The organism is Pandoraea communis, assembly GCF_902459745.1.
Taxonomy (GTDB): Bacteria; Pseudomonadota; Gammaproteobacteria; order Burkholderiales; family Burkholderiaceae; genus Pandoraea; species Pandoraea communis.
In genome coordinates this window covers 550,982-563,358 of record NZ_CABPSJ010000002.1, presented here as the reverse complement: position 1 = coordinate 563,358, position 12,377 = coordinate 550,982, and the positions used below count along the sequence as shown (strand labels likewise).

13 protein-coding genes and 1 pseudogene are annotated in these 12,377 nt (G+C 58.6%); 8 read left to right on the top strand and 6 right to left on the bottom strand.

Annotated elements, in window-relative coordinates:
• Nucleotides 1-223 precede the first annotated feature (223 nt).
• On the top strand, nt 224-1,189 hold the full coding sequence (locus tag PCO31110_RS09040) for an alpha/beta hydrolase (RefSeq protein ID WP_150690203.1): 966 nt from the start codon (nt 224-226) through the stop codon (nt 1,187-1,189).
• A gap of 283 nt (nt 1,190-1,472) precedes the next feature.
• Here the strand turns inward: PCO31110_RS09040 and PCO31110_RS09035 are convergent, their stop codons facing one another.
• A complete protein-coding gene (locus PCO31110_RS09035; protein ID WP_010806108.1) occupies nt 1,473-2,369 on the bottom strand; it encodes a LysR family transcriptional regulator in 897 nt (298 codons plus the stop codon).
• 117 nt (nt 2,370-2,486) lie between these two features.
• On the opposite strand from PCO31110_RS09035, the gene PCO31110_RS09030 reads away from it, so the two are divergent.
• The 3 genes from PCO31110_RS09030 (at nt 2,487) to PCO31110_RS09020 (ending at nt 5,649) form a co-directional block, all read left to right on the top strand.
• Nucleotides 2,487-3,416, top strand: a complete 930-nt coding sequence (locus PCO31110_RS09030) for an NmrA family NAD(P)-binding protein (protein ID WP_150690202.1) — start codon at nt 2,487-2,489, stop codon at nt 3,414-3,416.
• Nucleotides 3,413-4,576, top strand: coding sequence for an epoxide hydrolase family protein (locus tag PCO31110_RS09025; RefSeq protein ID WP_150690201.1), 1,164 nt, complete (start codon nt 3,413-3,415; stop codon nt 4,574-4,576). Before PCO31110_RS09030 ends, PCO31110_RS09025 begins: the two co-directional genes overlap by 4 nt.
• A 530-nt stretch (nt 4,577-5,106) precedes the next feature.
• Nucleotides 5,107-5,649 carry a cysteine hydrolase family protein gene (locus PCO31110_RS09020; protein ID WP_010806105.1) on the top strand — a complete coding sequence of 181 codons (543 nt, stop codon included), beginning with the start codon at nt 5,107-5,109 and terminating at the stop codon, nt 5,647-5,649.
• 112 nt (nt 5,650-5,761) lie between these two features.
• Here the strand turns inward: PCO31110_RS09020 and PCO31110_RS09015 are convergent, their stop codons facing one another.
• The 4 genes from PCO31110_RS09015 to PCO31110_RS09000 form a co-directional block, all read right to left on the bottom strand.
• Nucleotides 5,762-6,223 carry a MarR family winged helix-turn-helix transcriptional regulator gene (locus tag PCO31110_RS09015; protein WP_010806104.1) on the bottom strand — a complete coding sequence of 154 codons (462 nt, stop codon included), beginning with the start codon at nt 6,221-6,223 and terminating at the stop codon, nt 5,762-5,764.
• Nucleotides 6,220-6,633 carry an ester cyclase gene (locus PCO31110_RS09010; RefSeq protein ID WP_010806103.1) on the bottom strand — a complete coding sequence of 138 codons (414 nt, stop codon included), beginning with the start codon at nt 6,631-6,633 and terminating at the stop codon, nt 6,220-6,222. The genes PCO31110_RS09015 and PCO31110_RS09010 overlap by 4 nt, the downstream gene beginning before the upstream one ends.
• Nucleotides 6,634-6,963: 330 nt before the next feature.
• Complete coding sequence (locus PCO31110_RS09005) at nt 6,964-7,818, bottom strand: GNAT family N-acetyltransferase (protein WP_150690200.1); 855 nt, start codon at nt 7,816-7,818, stop codon at nt 6,964-6,966.
• A 333-nt stretch (nt 7,819-8,151) separates the two neighbouring features.
• The gene (locus PCO31110_RS09000) at nt 8,152-9,606 is read right to left on the bottom strand and encodes an amidase (protein ID WP_150690199.1); all 1,455 of its coding nucleotides are present in this window, start codon (nt 9,604-9,606) and stop codon (nt 8,152-8,154) included.
• Nucleotides 9,607-9,753: 147 nt separating this feature from the next.
• Here PCO31110_RS09000 and PCO31110_RS08995 point away from each other — a divergent pair, with 147 nt between their 5' ends.
• The 3 genes and pseudogenes from PCO31110_RS08995 to PCO31110_RS25870 all read left to right on the top strand — a co-directional run bounded on the left by PCO31110_RS08995 (nt 9,754) and on the right by PCO31110_RS25870 (nt 11,120).
• On the top strand, nt 9,754-10,662 hold the full coding sequence (locus PCO31110_RS08995) for a LysR family transcriptional regulator (RefSeq protein ID WP_010806100.1): 909 nt from the start codon (nt 9,754-9,756) through the stop codon (nt 10,660-10,662).
• Nucleotides 10,663-10,688: 26 nt separating this feature from the next.
• Nucleotides 10,689-10,949, top strand: a pseudogene (locus PCO31110_RS25875) (site-specific integrase); the annotation flags it as partial.
• The gene (locus PCO31110_RS25870; RefSeq protein WP_217427281.1) at nt 10,923-11,120 is read left to right on the top strand and encodes a hypothetical protein; all 198 of its coding nucleotides are present in this window, start codon (nt 10,923-10,925) and stop codon (nt 11,118-11,120) included. The pseudogene PCO31110_RS25875 and the gene PCO31110_RS25870, both read left to right, overlap by 27 nt.
• 3 nt (nt 11,121-11,123) lie before the next feature.
• Here the strand turns inward: PCO31110_RS25870 and PCO31110_RS08985 are convergent, their stop codons facing one another.
• Entirely contained in the window at nt 11,124-11,819 is a 696-nt protein-coding gene (locus tag PCO31110_RS08985; RefSeq protein ID WP_150690198.1) for an ArsR/SmtB family transcription factor, read from the bottom strand.
• Between the two features lie 166 nt (nt 11,820-11,985).
• Between PCO31110_RS08985 and PCO31110_RS08980 the strand changes: the two genes are divergently transcribed.
• Nucleotides 11,986-12,360 (top strand): nuclear transport factor 2 family protein, encoded by a 375-nt coding sequence (locus tag PCO31110_RS08980; RefSeq protein ID WP_010804315.1) that lies wholly within the window; start codon nt 11,986-11,988, stop codon nt 12,358-12,360.
• Nucleotides 12,361-12,377: the final 17 nt, after the last annotated feature.

The following is a 12,377-nucleotide window of genomic DNA, read 5'->3' as shown; positions in this document are numbered from 1 at the left end:
AGCTCAATATGCGTTAAAGGCATCGGCGATTCTTGGAGGACGGTATGGCCAATGGATCCCCGAGGCGTCGCGGACCTTGGAGCAGACGGACGCACTCGTGTCAGCGTGGGCGGTGCTCGCCTCGTCTCGGCGACCAAGGGACACCGGTCGGGGCTCCAACCCGGTTGGCAATCAATGGCCGCCTTGTGGGTGGTTTGGACGCTCGTAGAGGACATGAATGGGTATGCTCGCGACTATCGCATTGGCTGCTGCTATCCAATCGGGAATTCCATCGCTGACGGTGCAGGCGAACGTCGAGGCGCCGGGTCCCGCAGGGCCTTTGCAAGGCACACTACTATCGCCTGGGAATCAAGGCGGTCAAGTGGTTCTGATCGTGCCGGGTTCGGGGCCAACCGACCGGAACGGCAATGGCCCCAATGGGCTTCGAGCTTCGACGTACCGATTGCTCGCCGACGGACTTCTAAGTCATGGCGTCGCGTCGGTTCGAATCGACAAAAGGGGCATGTACGGTAGTGCATCGGCGATACCTGATGCAGACGACGTCACGCTCGACGACTACGCGGCGGATGTTCACTCGTGGGTGACGACCATCCGAATGCGCACAGGTGTCTCCTGCGTATGGGTGCTGGGCCATAGCGAGGGCGGATTGGTGGCGCTGGTAGCCGCACAGCACACGGCCGACATTTGCGGTTTGATTCTGTTATCCACAGCCGGACGCCCGCTCGGAAAGGTATTGAGAGAACAACTTCGATCTAACCCTGCGAACGCTCCTATCTTGGAAAATGCGATGTCGGTACTCGACACCCTCGAAGCAGGGCAAACCGTAGACGCGTCCAAAATCGATCCCTCACTGATGCCGTTGTTCAGGCCGCGAGTGCAGCGGTTTCTCATGAGCGAATTGGCAGTTGAACCAACGACCCTTCTGGCAGGTTACAGAAAGCCAGTACTGATTGTGCAGGGGTTGCAAGATCTTCAGGTCGGCCCCGGAGATGCGCAATTGCTGAAGCATGCAGATCCCCGGGCGGAACTCGTGCTCATCGCCAGTGCAAATCACGTCCTCAAGGCGGTACGAGCGCAGGACCGGACAGACAACGTCGCCGCTTATTCGGACCCAAATCGTCCCTTGGCCGATCATGTCGTCGAAGTGATTTCGGCGTTCGTGCAGAATTCGGCGGCGGCCCATCGTTAAGCGCGGCAATCAAATTGTTTGACGATGCCTTCATTGAACTGCAGGGTAAGGGATTGTCCAGCGATGAACGTCCGCTTCGGAGAAACGCGGCGGACCGTTGTGGGTCGCAAACCGTCCGTCGCGACCGTCGGCAACCGGCCAGTTTCGGTCAGTCGACCGGCGAAAGGAGCCGGACATTCGAAGGTCCGCTACACGCAGCTAAGCGACGTTCAGTCCATGATTTTTTTCCTCGGGTCAATTGCCGGTATCGATGCCACGGCGCTCGTTTGGCGGACGACAGTTGCTAGTCGCGCGAGGACGTTAGCTTGACTGTATCAAGGTGACCAATAAGGGCATCAATGAAAGCGCGGACCTTTGCTGACATGCTGCGGTGAGTCGGATACAGCGCGTGAAGCTCAATCGGTTCCCGTCTCAATGACGGAAGTACCCGCACCAGGGTACCTGCCGTCAAGGCGGGAGCTGCGAGGTAGCTTGGAAGAAAACCAATCCCGCCACCGCCTTCAAGAACAATCTTCTGCGCAGCCGCGTCCGGGATGATTGCCGAACCGCGCGGGTGTAGGGCCAATTCCGTGTGGCCATCCTGAAAGACCCAACTAGTGGGGGCCTCCCGAACGACGAGCCTATGTCCATGAAGTTCATTTGCCTCCATCGGGACGCCCGATCGCGATAAGTAGGATGGACTTGCGCATAGCCACAATTCGACAGGTGGCAGTCTGCGAGCGATGAGCGACGAGTCAGGAAGTGTACCGACGCGCACCGCTACGTCGATACCTTCGCGCGCGATGTCAACGTAATTTGAGTCCGTGGTCAGCTCGACGGTAAGTTCCGGATAGCGGTCTAGAAAGTCAGGCAGCATGGGCGCAATGAGTCCCTGTGCGAACGATTGCGTTGTGTTAATACGTAGCAGCCCGTGTGGCTCCCCCGCGTAACCATCGATGATCGCCTGTGCTTCCTGCAGGTCGTGAACTACCCGCGACGCGTAGGGCAGTAGCAGTTTTCCCGCGTCAGTCAGCCTGAAGTGTCGTGTGGACCGGTCGAAGAGCGCTGATCCAATTTCCGTCTCCAATCGTAAGAGCGCCCGGCTTACGGATGATTTGGGGGACTTCAGCGTCCGTGCCGTGCCTGAAAGGCTTCCGCTGTGAGCTAATCGGAGAAATATGATGAGGTCGGCCTGGTCCATTTCGTGTCGTTTTCCGGAACAGCGAGTCGCGATTAAGCTATCTTATATTCAAACGTGGAACGCCCTAGACTTCTCCCTGACGCCCTACACCGCGCGTCACGACGAACCGAGGGAGATATGGAAAACACACACGCGAGCTATCTGGTCGCCGGCGCCGCCGGCGGTCTGGGTCACCGAATCATCGATGCGTTACTTCGCACACGGCCCGGCAGGAAGATCCGTGCGGGTGTTCGAGGCGGTTCAGCAGGCAAACACGGCAATCGGGCAAGGGTGTGGATAGCGAACGGCGTAACCGTCGTCAATATGGATCTGGACGACCCGCTCAGCCTCAAGCACGCCTGTGCAGGCGTCGGTACCGTTATTTCAGCAGTGCAAGGTGGCCCTGACACCATCATTGATGGCCAGTCCCGGTTGCTTGAAGCAGCGCTCGCGACGGGCGTTGGGCGATTTGTTCCGTCGGACTTTTCTGAGAACCTGTTCTCGATTCCTGAAGGCATTAACCCTTACCTCGACATGCGGCGGACCTTCGATCGCAAGGTCGCCCCAAGTGGCATCGGCTATACCCACATCCTGAACGGTGGATTCATGGAGGCGGTGTTCTCCAACCCCGGCCTGATCGACGCCGACGCGGGCACGATCACTTACTGGGGCGACGACGAAGTGCTTCTCGATTTCACCTCCATGAACGACGTTGCAGCATGGACAGTGGCTGCCGTTGAGGATCCGGTGACGGTTAACAGGATGGTTTCCGTGGCAGGCGACCGTCGCACCATTGCCCAGATTGCGGGTGACTATGCAACAGCAACGGGCAACGCGCTTCGTCCGGTACGCCGAGGGTCGATTGCGGACGGATATGCCGAACTACGGCAAATGGCGAAAGCCGGTGCTCATCCGATGGCAATGCTGCCGCTCCTGTATCTGCTACCGATGATGTCGGGCGAAGGGACTTTGTGCGACATCGCAAATGACCGATATCCGACAGTGCGACCAACATCGCTCCTCGACTTCATGAAACGTCACTACATTACCAGGGGTAGCAAGCGATGATTGATCTGATCAAGCCGTTTCAGCTCAATGTGTCTGAGCGGGAGCTGACCGAGTTGCGTGAGCGACTGCAGCGGGTGCGCTGGCCAGACCGTGAAACCGTCAATGACACGAGCCAAGGTCCGCAACTTTTAAAGCTGCAGGCACTCGTCGCGCATTGGATAGAGGGTTACGACTGGCGTCGCTGCGAGTCGATGTTGAATGACTTCGGACAGTTCAAGACGACCATTGACGGCTTGGACATCCATTTTCTTCACATTCGGTCACCTGAACCTGATGCGATTCCCTTGCTGATGGCGCATGGTTGGCCCGGCTCTGTGCTTGAGTTCCGCAAGGTGATAGCGCCGCTTACCAATCCCAGCGCACAGGGCGATGATCCGAGGCAGGCGTTTCACCTTATCATTCCGTCGATGCCGGGATTTGGCTTTTCCGACAAGCCAGGTGAACCCGGGTGGGACATGTCGCGCATTGGGCGTGCTTACGTTCAGCTGATGCGACGGCTTGGCTACGACCGTTGGGCTATGCACGGTGGTGATTTTGGCGCAGGAGTGACCGACGAAATCGCATCACTGGCGCTCCCCGAGCTAATCGGTATCCATCTGAACTTCGCGATGTTCATGCCCACGCAAGACGAAATGCGCGACGCTACGCCGGATGAACAGAGAATGCTCGACAGTGCCAGGTATTTCTGGAGCACGCTATCCGGATACGCTCAACAGCAGCAGACGCGACCGCAGACGATAGGCTACGCGCTCGCAGATTCTCCAGTCGCGCAGGCAGCGTGGATTTACGCAATGTTCCAGGACACGTGTGGTACGGCAGGCAACGCAGAAGCTTCCTTCACGCTCGACGAAATACTCGACGACGTCATGTTGTATTGGATACCCAATGCGTCAGCTTCGTCGGCTCGACTTTATTGGGAATTGAAGCGATCCAACTGGTCCTCTGCGGCTCGCACCGATCGTCCAATTGGCGTGCCGTCTGGATTCACCATGCTTGCCGGCGAACAGGTGCGTAAATCGCGACGCTGGATTGAACAACGCTACAGCGATGTGCGGCACTTCGCTGAGCACGAGCGGGGCGGCCACTTTGCCGCGTTGGAAAATCCGCATGCTTTGGTAGGCGATATTCGCTCGACCTTCGCGAGCCTACGCGATAGCTAACCCAATGGCATGCCTGCGTCGAAACGATGTTCGGGTACTTCCTTCATGCGGCAATTAGCTGAGGGTGTCGACGAGGCAAATAGGCTGATTACTTGTCCATCGACTTCGCCTGCGGGAATGACCGTTATTATCCGGAGAGCAGCCTTAGGCTTGGCGCCCGGCTGATGGGCCGAACTGGGTCGGAAACCGCCATTCCGGAGTGTCTTTAGACGGCCAGGAAGCGATGTTCGCGGCCTGCCCATCGACGTTCAAACGGCAGCTATGGTGCCATCCCGGCCTGTCGCCGCCAGTCCAATCGACCGAGCTTAATTGTGATGCAACGGTCGTTGACGCCTTGAAGCGGTTACTGCATCATGCATGACATGAACTTCCTCGCTCTCACTACCACTACCATCACCACGACCGCTTATGGCGGGCCGTGAGGTCGGTGCGCGAGTTTCAAATATCGTATCGCCCCAAGGCCCCGCCAGTGATGGACGGGGCCTTGAAGTTTCTCCGTGCGTCACTGGCAACAATCCAGGAGAAATGCAATGCAGGGTCCTCAGCCTCAACGCCGCGCCCTCTTAATCGTTGACATGCAAGTCGGACTGTTTAATGGCCCAGAAACGCCTCACAACGGGCCGCAAGTTCTTGCCAACATCAACCAGTTGATCGAAAAGGCTCGCCGAGCCGGTGCTTCAATCTTCGTTGCGCGACATACCGGCCCTCAAGGTTCCCCCATTGAGCCTGGGAGCCCGCTGACACAACTACTGCGAGATTTGGCCGTTGATGCGATGACGGACGCCGTATTCGACAAAAACCGGCCTAACTGTTTTTTAGGCACTGGACTGGCGGACTCGCTCCGGGATGCATCCGTTAACGAGTTGGTTATCGTCGGAATGAAAACGGAATACTGCATCGACGCAACTTGTCGGGCAGCAGCGGATTTGGGATTCCAACCTTTGCTGGTGGCCGACGCGCATACCTCCATGGACACGCCGGTGTTGTCTGCGCGAAACATTATCGACCACCACAATCGGACATTGAATGGCCCCTTCGTGAGACTTGTGAGCACGGCGGAATGCGAGTTTTAGTGATCCGTGATGGCGAGTGGAATCACCGGGATTTGCGGGGGGCGCGTCGTCTAGCGCTTCCGATTTTGCGGTAGCCCCTAGTTAGCGATAACGGGGGCGCCACGAGGGGGCATTAGTCAATCAGCTTCTGAAGTGTTCCAACGGCAACTTCCAATAAAGCACGCTCTTCGCGGCTGAGTTTCCTGATCAGTTGATCAGTAAGCCATTGCGAACGTGTGGTTCGCTCATGCGCAATCTGTGCGCGTCCTTTATCGGTCAGGTTCACGATGTAAGCGCGGCCGTCTTCAGTGTCTTGCCTCAGGGTTGCCACCCCTTGTTCGACCATTTTCATTACGATCACCCGCATAGTTTGATGAGTCACTGCCCGGCCCACGGCGAGTGTTGAAATACTGACAGGGCCAGCGCGCTCCAGCAGCGAAAGTGTCTCGCTCTGCGCATTCGAGTGCGTACCAGTTTGCTCGCGGACAACCTTAACGAGGCGGCTTACGACATCACGAATCGACTCTCCTAAGGATGCGGCATCTTCGGTCTGGACGGGGAGAGAGTCAGCTCGACCCACTTTGCGAGCGCTCATTGTTTGTGAAGTCGCGCAACGACGGCGGCAAGCGTATTCACACCCCAATGTTCGACGTACCGTCCGTCCCGAACACGGACGATGTCGATTACATCGATTGAAATATTCTCGCCGGTGGCCTCCACGCCAAGCAGCGGCCCGACATGCTTGCCAGAGATCGACTTTCGCGTCGTGACCTTATCGCCGTCGCACAGTTGCTCATGAATGTGGACCTTCATGCCCCCGATCGCCGGGCGCAGCACGGAAGCAAACGTCGCCCACATCGTTTCGGCGCCTCGCGTCGCCTCACTCGGTGCCGACCAGTTGATGAAGTCGGGCGCCATGAGCGCCTCGAAGCTTTCCCGATTGCCATCACGGATGACTTCGTAATTGAATCGCTCGACAACAGCTTTGGGGTCATTGCTGTGCATGCCAGTCCTCAACATTTTTCATACATTCGTTACATTCCGCAGACGGGTACGCGAGGATAATATACAGCGATGCTGTATATTTCAAGTGTCTGACCACCTCAGGTCGATCTGCGCATGACCAATCCGCCTGACTATTGACGTCTGATACGGGGGAGGTTGCTATTGCGGCCGAGCGGCCGCTCTAGAGAGCGTCAACTGACCGAATTGGGCCGCGTGTTGTCGATCGCCCCCAATGGAGATCGAGCCGCCGATGCGATTTGCACGGGGCAGCGTGCGGCCAGTTGCCGTCACTCCGGGCCATCATGCCGTAGACGCTCCGTCAGCAGCCCATCACTTTGCGTCGGTCGGTTTGACGAAGGGTTTCACCAGCGTTGCCTTGGTGTAAGCAAGTCTGAAGCCAGCCCGTTCCGTGTTTCGAGCGCTGACGTTCTGAGCCCGTGCGGTGACGCTCGCCAACGTGCAACCCGCCTCCCGGGCGGCGGACAATCTCGCACGGATCAGCGCAAGTTGCACGCCTCGGCCGCGATAGTCAGCGTGCGTGCTGGCGATGTAGAGGTGCGCGATCTTACCCATCGGACTGTCAATCACGCTCATACCCGCGGTACCTGCGATGTGCCCGTCAAGCGTTGCGACAAAGCGTGTCGTATCCGTTCGTGCAGCAGCGATGATGGCGAGCGCTTCGAGCAGGGCCCGCGGCCGAGGCTTGGCTTGCATTTCGAATGCAGATACCGAATGCGACACAAACGCGCTCTCCGCGACGGATCGGCCGCTCACGATTTCAATCCCGGCAGGGGGCGGAACCTCAAAGTCATCGCCCCCCAGTTCACGGACATAAGTGTTGCTGAACGCATTTACCACATATCCGCGCGCCGATAAAACATCAAGCGTGGAAGGGACGGCGTGAGGGCATGCATCGATTTCGACATCGAGCGATCGCGCACCGTATTCCGCTTCAAGTTGCTCGATCGCCTCATCGCTGACGGCGACACCCATCCCGAGTCCCGTAACGTGATTCAGTTTTCGTCCGAAGGCATTGTCGGTCAACGCAGCGATCCCACCGCAGACGTTCAATGCGCAAACGTCTTGTCGCTTCGTGACGCTGCGAAGCGTTGCCACCTGTTGCGCCAAATGCCGCGCCTCGACAAGTTCCAGCGAATGGGCGACCTCAGGTCCGGTCAAAATCATGGCGAGCGCATCCGAGAAAGTCTGAATATCTGCAATTTACCACCGGCATGTTTACCGCGGGTATCTGACTCAGAGGATCACGTTCCCCACTTGCCCCAAGACCCTGACGGCGATTGGCTTTTCCCAAATGACCGTTCGGGGTCGGGAACAGTGGTTCCCGAACGACGGTAGACGGCTGCGGATTCAAGCGGCCGCTTTGCAATCGAAAGCTGCCGACCGGATAGCAAGTTGGCGAGTTGTCTCGCTGCGAAGGCATGCGGGTGCATTCGCGTGAGAACGCAAGTGAAAGCGGGCGGACCGAGCCGCCCGCATGACACACGCTCGCTGTCGCTATTACGCCCGACGTCCCGCCCAAACTACGGGCCGTCGATTGATCCACGGCCGCGCGCGTTCGAGCTGTCCTGCGAGTCGCAGCAATTTATCTTCGCGCGCGAATGCTCCCGCGAACTGCATCCCGATCGGCAAACCCGTTTCTGGATGACTTGCTAGCGGTACCGACATCGCGGGAACACCGGCAACATTGAACGGTGGGGTAAAAGGCGAATGCCGGAATACTCGCTGCGTCCATTCGAGGCCGTTCATCGATTCCGCGCCCTTGCCGTATTCTCCAACGCGCAGCGGCATTTGCGGCAGCGTCGGCGTGAGCAGCACATCGAAGTCTTCGAACCAATGCCCGACAGCTCGCGTCACAACGTTGCGCATCGCCAGCGCAGCGGAAAATGCGGATGCCTTTTCTTCCTTGCCATAGCGATAACAGGCCAATGTGGTGGGCTCCAGCGTTGTCTCATCAATCGGGCGTCCCGTCGCCGCAGCCAGGCCTTCGATCCAGCCCACCAGCGTCGCCGTCCAGATCGTCGCGTTCATCTGCACGAGCGCATCCCACGACACGCCAAGTGACGGCCGTGCTTCGTAGACCGTGTGGCCGAGGTCCTCCAGGAGCCGCGCCGTCGATCCTACCGCTGCCGCGATAGCCGGGTTGGTTCGATCCGCGCTCCACGGATCAATCATCATGCCAATCCTGAGTTTGCCCGGTTCGCGGTCGACCTGCGACAGGAAGCTGTGCTCCGGCGCGGCGGTGAGGTAAGGCTCGCCGATCGCCTGTCCCTGGATCGCATCGAGTAGCGCGGCGCTGTCCCGCACGCTCCGGCTCACGCCCAGTTGCACGCCGAAGCCTGCAAAGATTTCGTCGAAGGCTGGCCCGTTCGAGCTGCGCCCGCGCGTCGGCTTGAGTCCGAACAAGCCGTTGTAGCTTGCTGGCACCCGGATCGATCCGGCGGCATCGGTGGCATGCGCCAGCGGGACGGCGCCGGCTGCGACTGCCGCAGCCGCTCCACCGCTCGAACCACCGGCGCTTAAGTCCGGCTGCCAGGGATTGCGCGTCGCGCCCTGCAGCGTGGATTCAGTGGTCGTGCTGAACGCCATTTCGGGCGTAGCCGTGCGGCCAATCGTGACGAGTCCGGCTGCGCGGAACCGCGACATGAGCCACGAATCCGACGGGGCGACAACGCCGCTGGAGAGCCGGCTTCCTAGCTCCAGCCGCTTACCGCTCATGGCGACCGCAAGATCCTTGACCAAAAACGGTACGCCAGCGAGCGGACCGTTGCAGAGTTCCGGGCAGCCTCCGCTATCGCTGGCCGGCCAGTGCTCGATAATCGCGTTGATCGCCGGATTGACTGCTTCGATCGCCGAACGGGCGAGTTCGGCAAGCTCCGCCGGCGTGACTTCGCGGTCGGACACGCGTTTTGCGAGCCCGATTGCATCGTGACTTGTGTATTCGCTGAGATTCATTTGCGCCTCCAGGTTGAAGGCGACAAGATATTCCAGGCCCGTGCCGGCGATTAGCCCGTGCTGCCAGCAAGGATTGAGCCATCAGCGGCACAATCTCTATGCTAGTCTCGATCCATCAACAAACGCTCAGTCGGGATACAGTCGTCGATGACCAGGGACCTCAACGACACGCTTATCTTTATTCGCGTCGTGCAATCAGGCAGCTTTACGGCGGCAGCGATCGCGTTGCAGATTCCCAAGACGACGGTCAGCCGGCGAGTGCGGGAACTCGAGGCGCACCTCGGTTCACGCCTGTTGCACCGGACCACGCGCAAACTGCGTTTGACCGAGGCGGGTACGGCTTACTTCGAGCACTGCCGCAGCATCTCCAGACAGCTCGACGAGGCGGAGAATGCCGTGCAGCGCATTCGCGGCACGCCAGCAGGCTGGCTGCGCGTGACGCTGCCGTATTCGTTCGGCGTCACGTGGATCGCGCCATTGATTGCCGGATTCTGCTCTCGCTATCCCGATGTGCGGCTCGATATTCTGGCGACGCATGTGCCATTGGATCTTTTCGACGACGAAGTGGACGTCGCTCTACGTCTTGGCGTCCTTCCCGATTCCAGTCTTGTGGCGCGGCGGCTCGGGACCTTTTCGACTTCGGTCTACGCGAGTCCCGCGTACATTGAACAGCATGGCTCGCCAGCCGCTCCCGATGAACTCCGGCTCCATCCTTCACTCGCCCTTCATCAGGCACGCACCGACAGCGGCTACACCTGGCCTCTGCGCAAGCCGGGACGGAAGTCGACTCACTATTCGCTTGAACCGGTGATCGTTGCCAGCGACCCCGCGCTTATTCTTGACGCCGCGCGCGCCGGAAAAGGGTTGTTGCTGGCGATGGATGCCAGCATGGCCCCCGAAGTCGAGGCCGGGCGCTTACTGAGAGTGCTGCCCGAATGGATAGGTCCCCCGCAAGATCTGAATGCGCTGTTCCCGCGAGAGCGGGTTCCGTCGCCCAAGCTGCAAGCTTTTCTGAATTACCTCAAAACGCAATTGTGTTTCGACGATACGACGTGACAGACATTGAAGGCCTTCGCGTTCGACGAACGGCGGTAATGCAACAGAAGACGCAACGACCGGCTCAGTTTGAGATCTCGGAGCAGACTCCTCAGAGCCTTGACGCATGGATTAGGGCGCGGGGTTTGAAGGCTACCAACGATCTGTTCCCAAGCCGATTGCATGCGTCGCCGCATCTGTCGACACGATAATATGCCCGAGCGGTTTATCGGTGGATCACATCGATCGGACTCGACGATACGGCGTACGGCGTGCATACGATGCGCCGCACCAAGACTTCGCTGGTGACCTGTCCTGAGAATCTCGTACCAAAGAAATCTGGAGATAATGGCCTTGACCGGATGCGTCGCTCGATCCGGCGGCTCGAAGAGGCAAAGTTCGATACCTCGCATGATGCGCACATAGGGCGAAGACGGAGAAACGTCATCGACCGAATTCACGTGGATAAAAAAACGTGAGCTTCATGCCAGTCCCAGAAGCTTACGAAACATCTCGTTTCCCTTTGGGGTGATGCTGACAAGACGAGACTTCGGCGAGCGCACGATCCAGTTCTGATCGATGTAGAGTCTGAGCATATGCGTCCCTAGCGCGCCGCCCAGATGCGGTTGCCGCTGCGTAAGGTCGGCACATGGCCGAGCGAACACGCGACGTTCTCCCTGCGCAGAAGCCAGATCAATGCCAAGCGCGCCCAACTGCTGCTCGCCGAGCCGGGTAGCGACTAGTTCGGCACCGTGGCGTCGCAACCAACGCGCCCTCGTCATCGACGCGAGTACGCCCACCGCGAGTTCTCCTGCCAGATGGTCATAGCAGGTTCGGGCATGCATGAATGCTTCGGTCGGCGAGCGCGTTGATCCAAGGCACTGTGGCAGACCTAACTCCGTCCCCGATGCCAGCGCAGCCATGCTCTCGATCATGCATGCCACGTCGGTGTTGGCAATTCGGAAATAGCGATGGCGCCCTTGTGCTTCGACGGCCAGCAAGCCGCCCCCGACGAGTTTCGTCAAATGGGCGCTGGCCGATTGCGCCGATATGCCTGCCTGATAAGCCAACTCGCCCGCCGGGCGAGCCGATCCGTCAATCAATGTCCACACGATTCTCGTGCGTGCTGTGTCAGCGAGGAGTCTGGCGACCCGTGCGATATCAGGCGTATCGTCCATAGTTCATCGTCCGATGAAACGTTCGCGAGTTTGTTTCGTCGATACTAGCACTACCATCCCTTGCGGAATTGCCCTGTGATTAGGTCGAGCCAGTCTACGGACTGGCTCATTGCCGCACGCGAGAACAACACTTCACACATTTCACTCATGCAGGAAGGAACGCGACATGGAAACCGACAGCATTCAGCATGCTTTGCAAACCTACTTCGACGTGATGTACGAATGTGATCTGAAAAAATTCGATCAGGTATTTCATCCGTCCAGCTCACTTTTCACCATGAAGAATGGCGAGTTCAACCTGCGCCCATTTGCCCAGTACCGTGAAGAGATCGCCGCTCGAACGCCGCCAAAGAGCGTGCAGCAACCGCGCGTGGATGAAATTCTGCAGATCGGGGTGCTGTCATCCGAAATCGCGTTTGCGCAGGTTCGCGTTCGCATCTTCGAGAAGGTCTACGTCGACAACCTTAACCTGCTTAAATTCGACCAGCGCTGGATGATTGTCGCAAAAATTTTTCACCACGCGGAAACGATCAATCCCTAGCGTGCACTTGCGGAGCA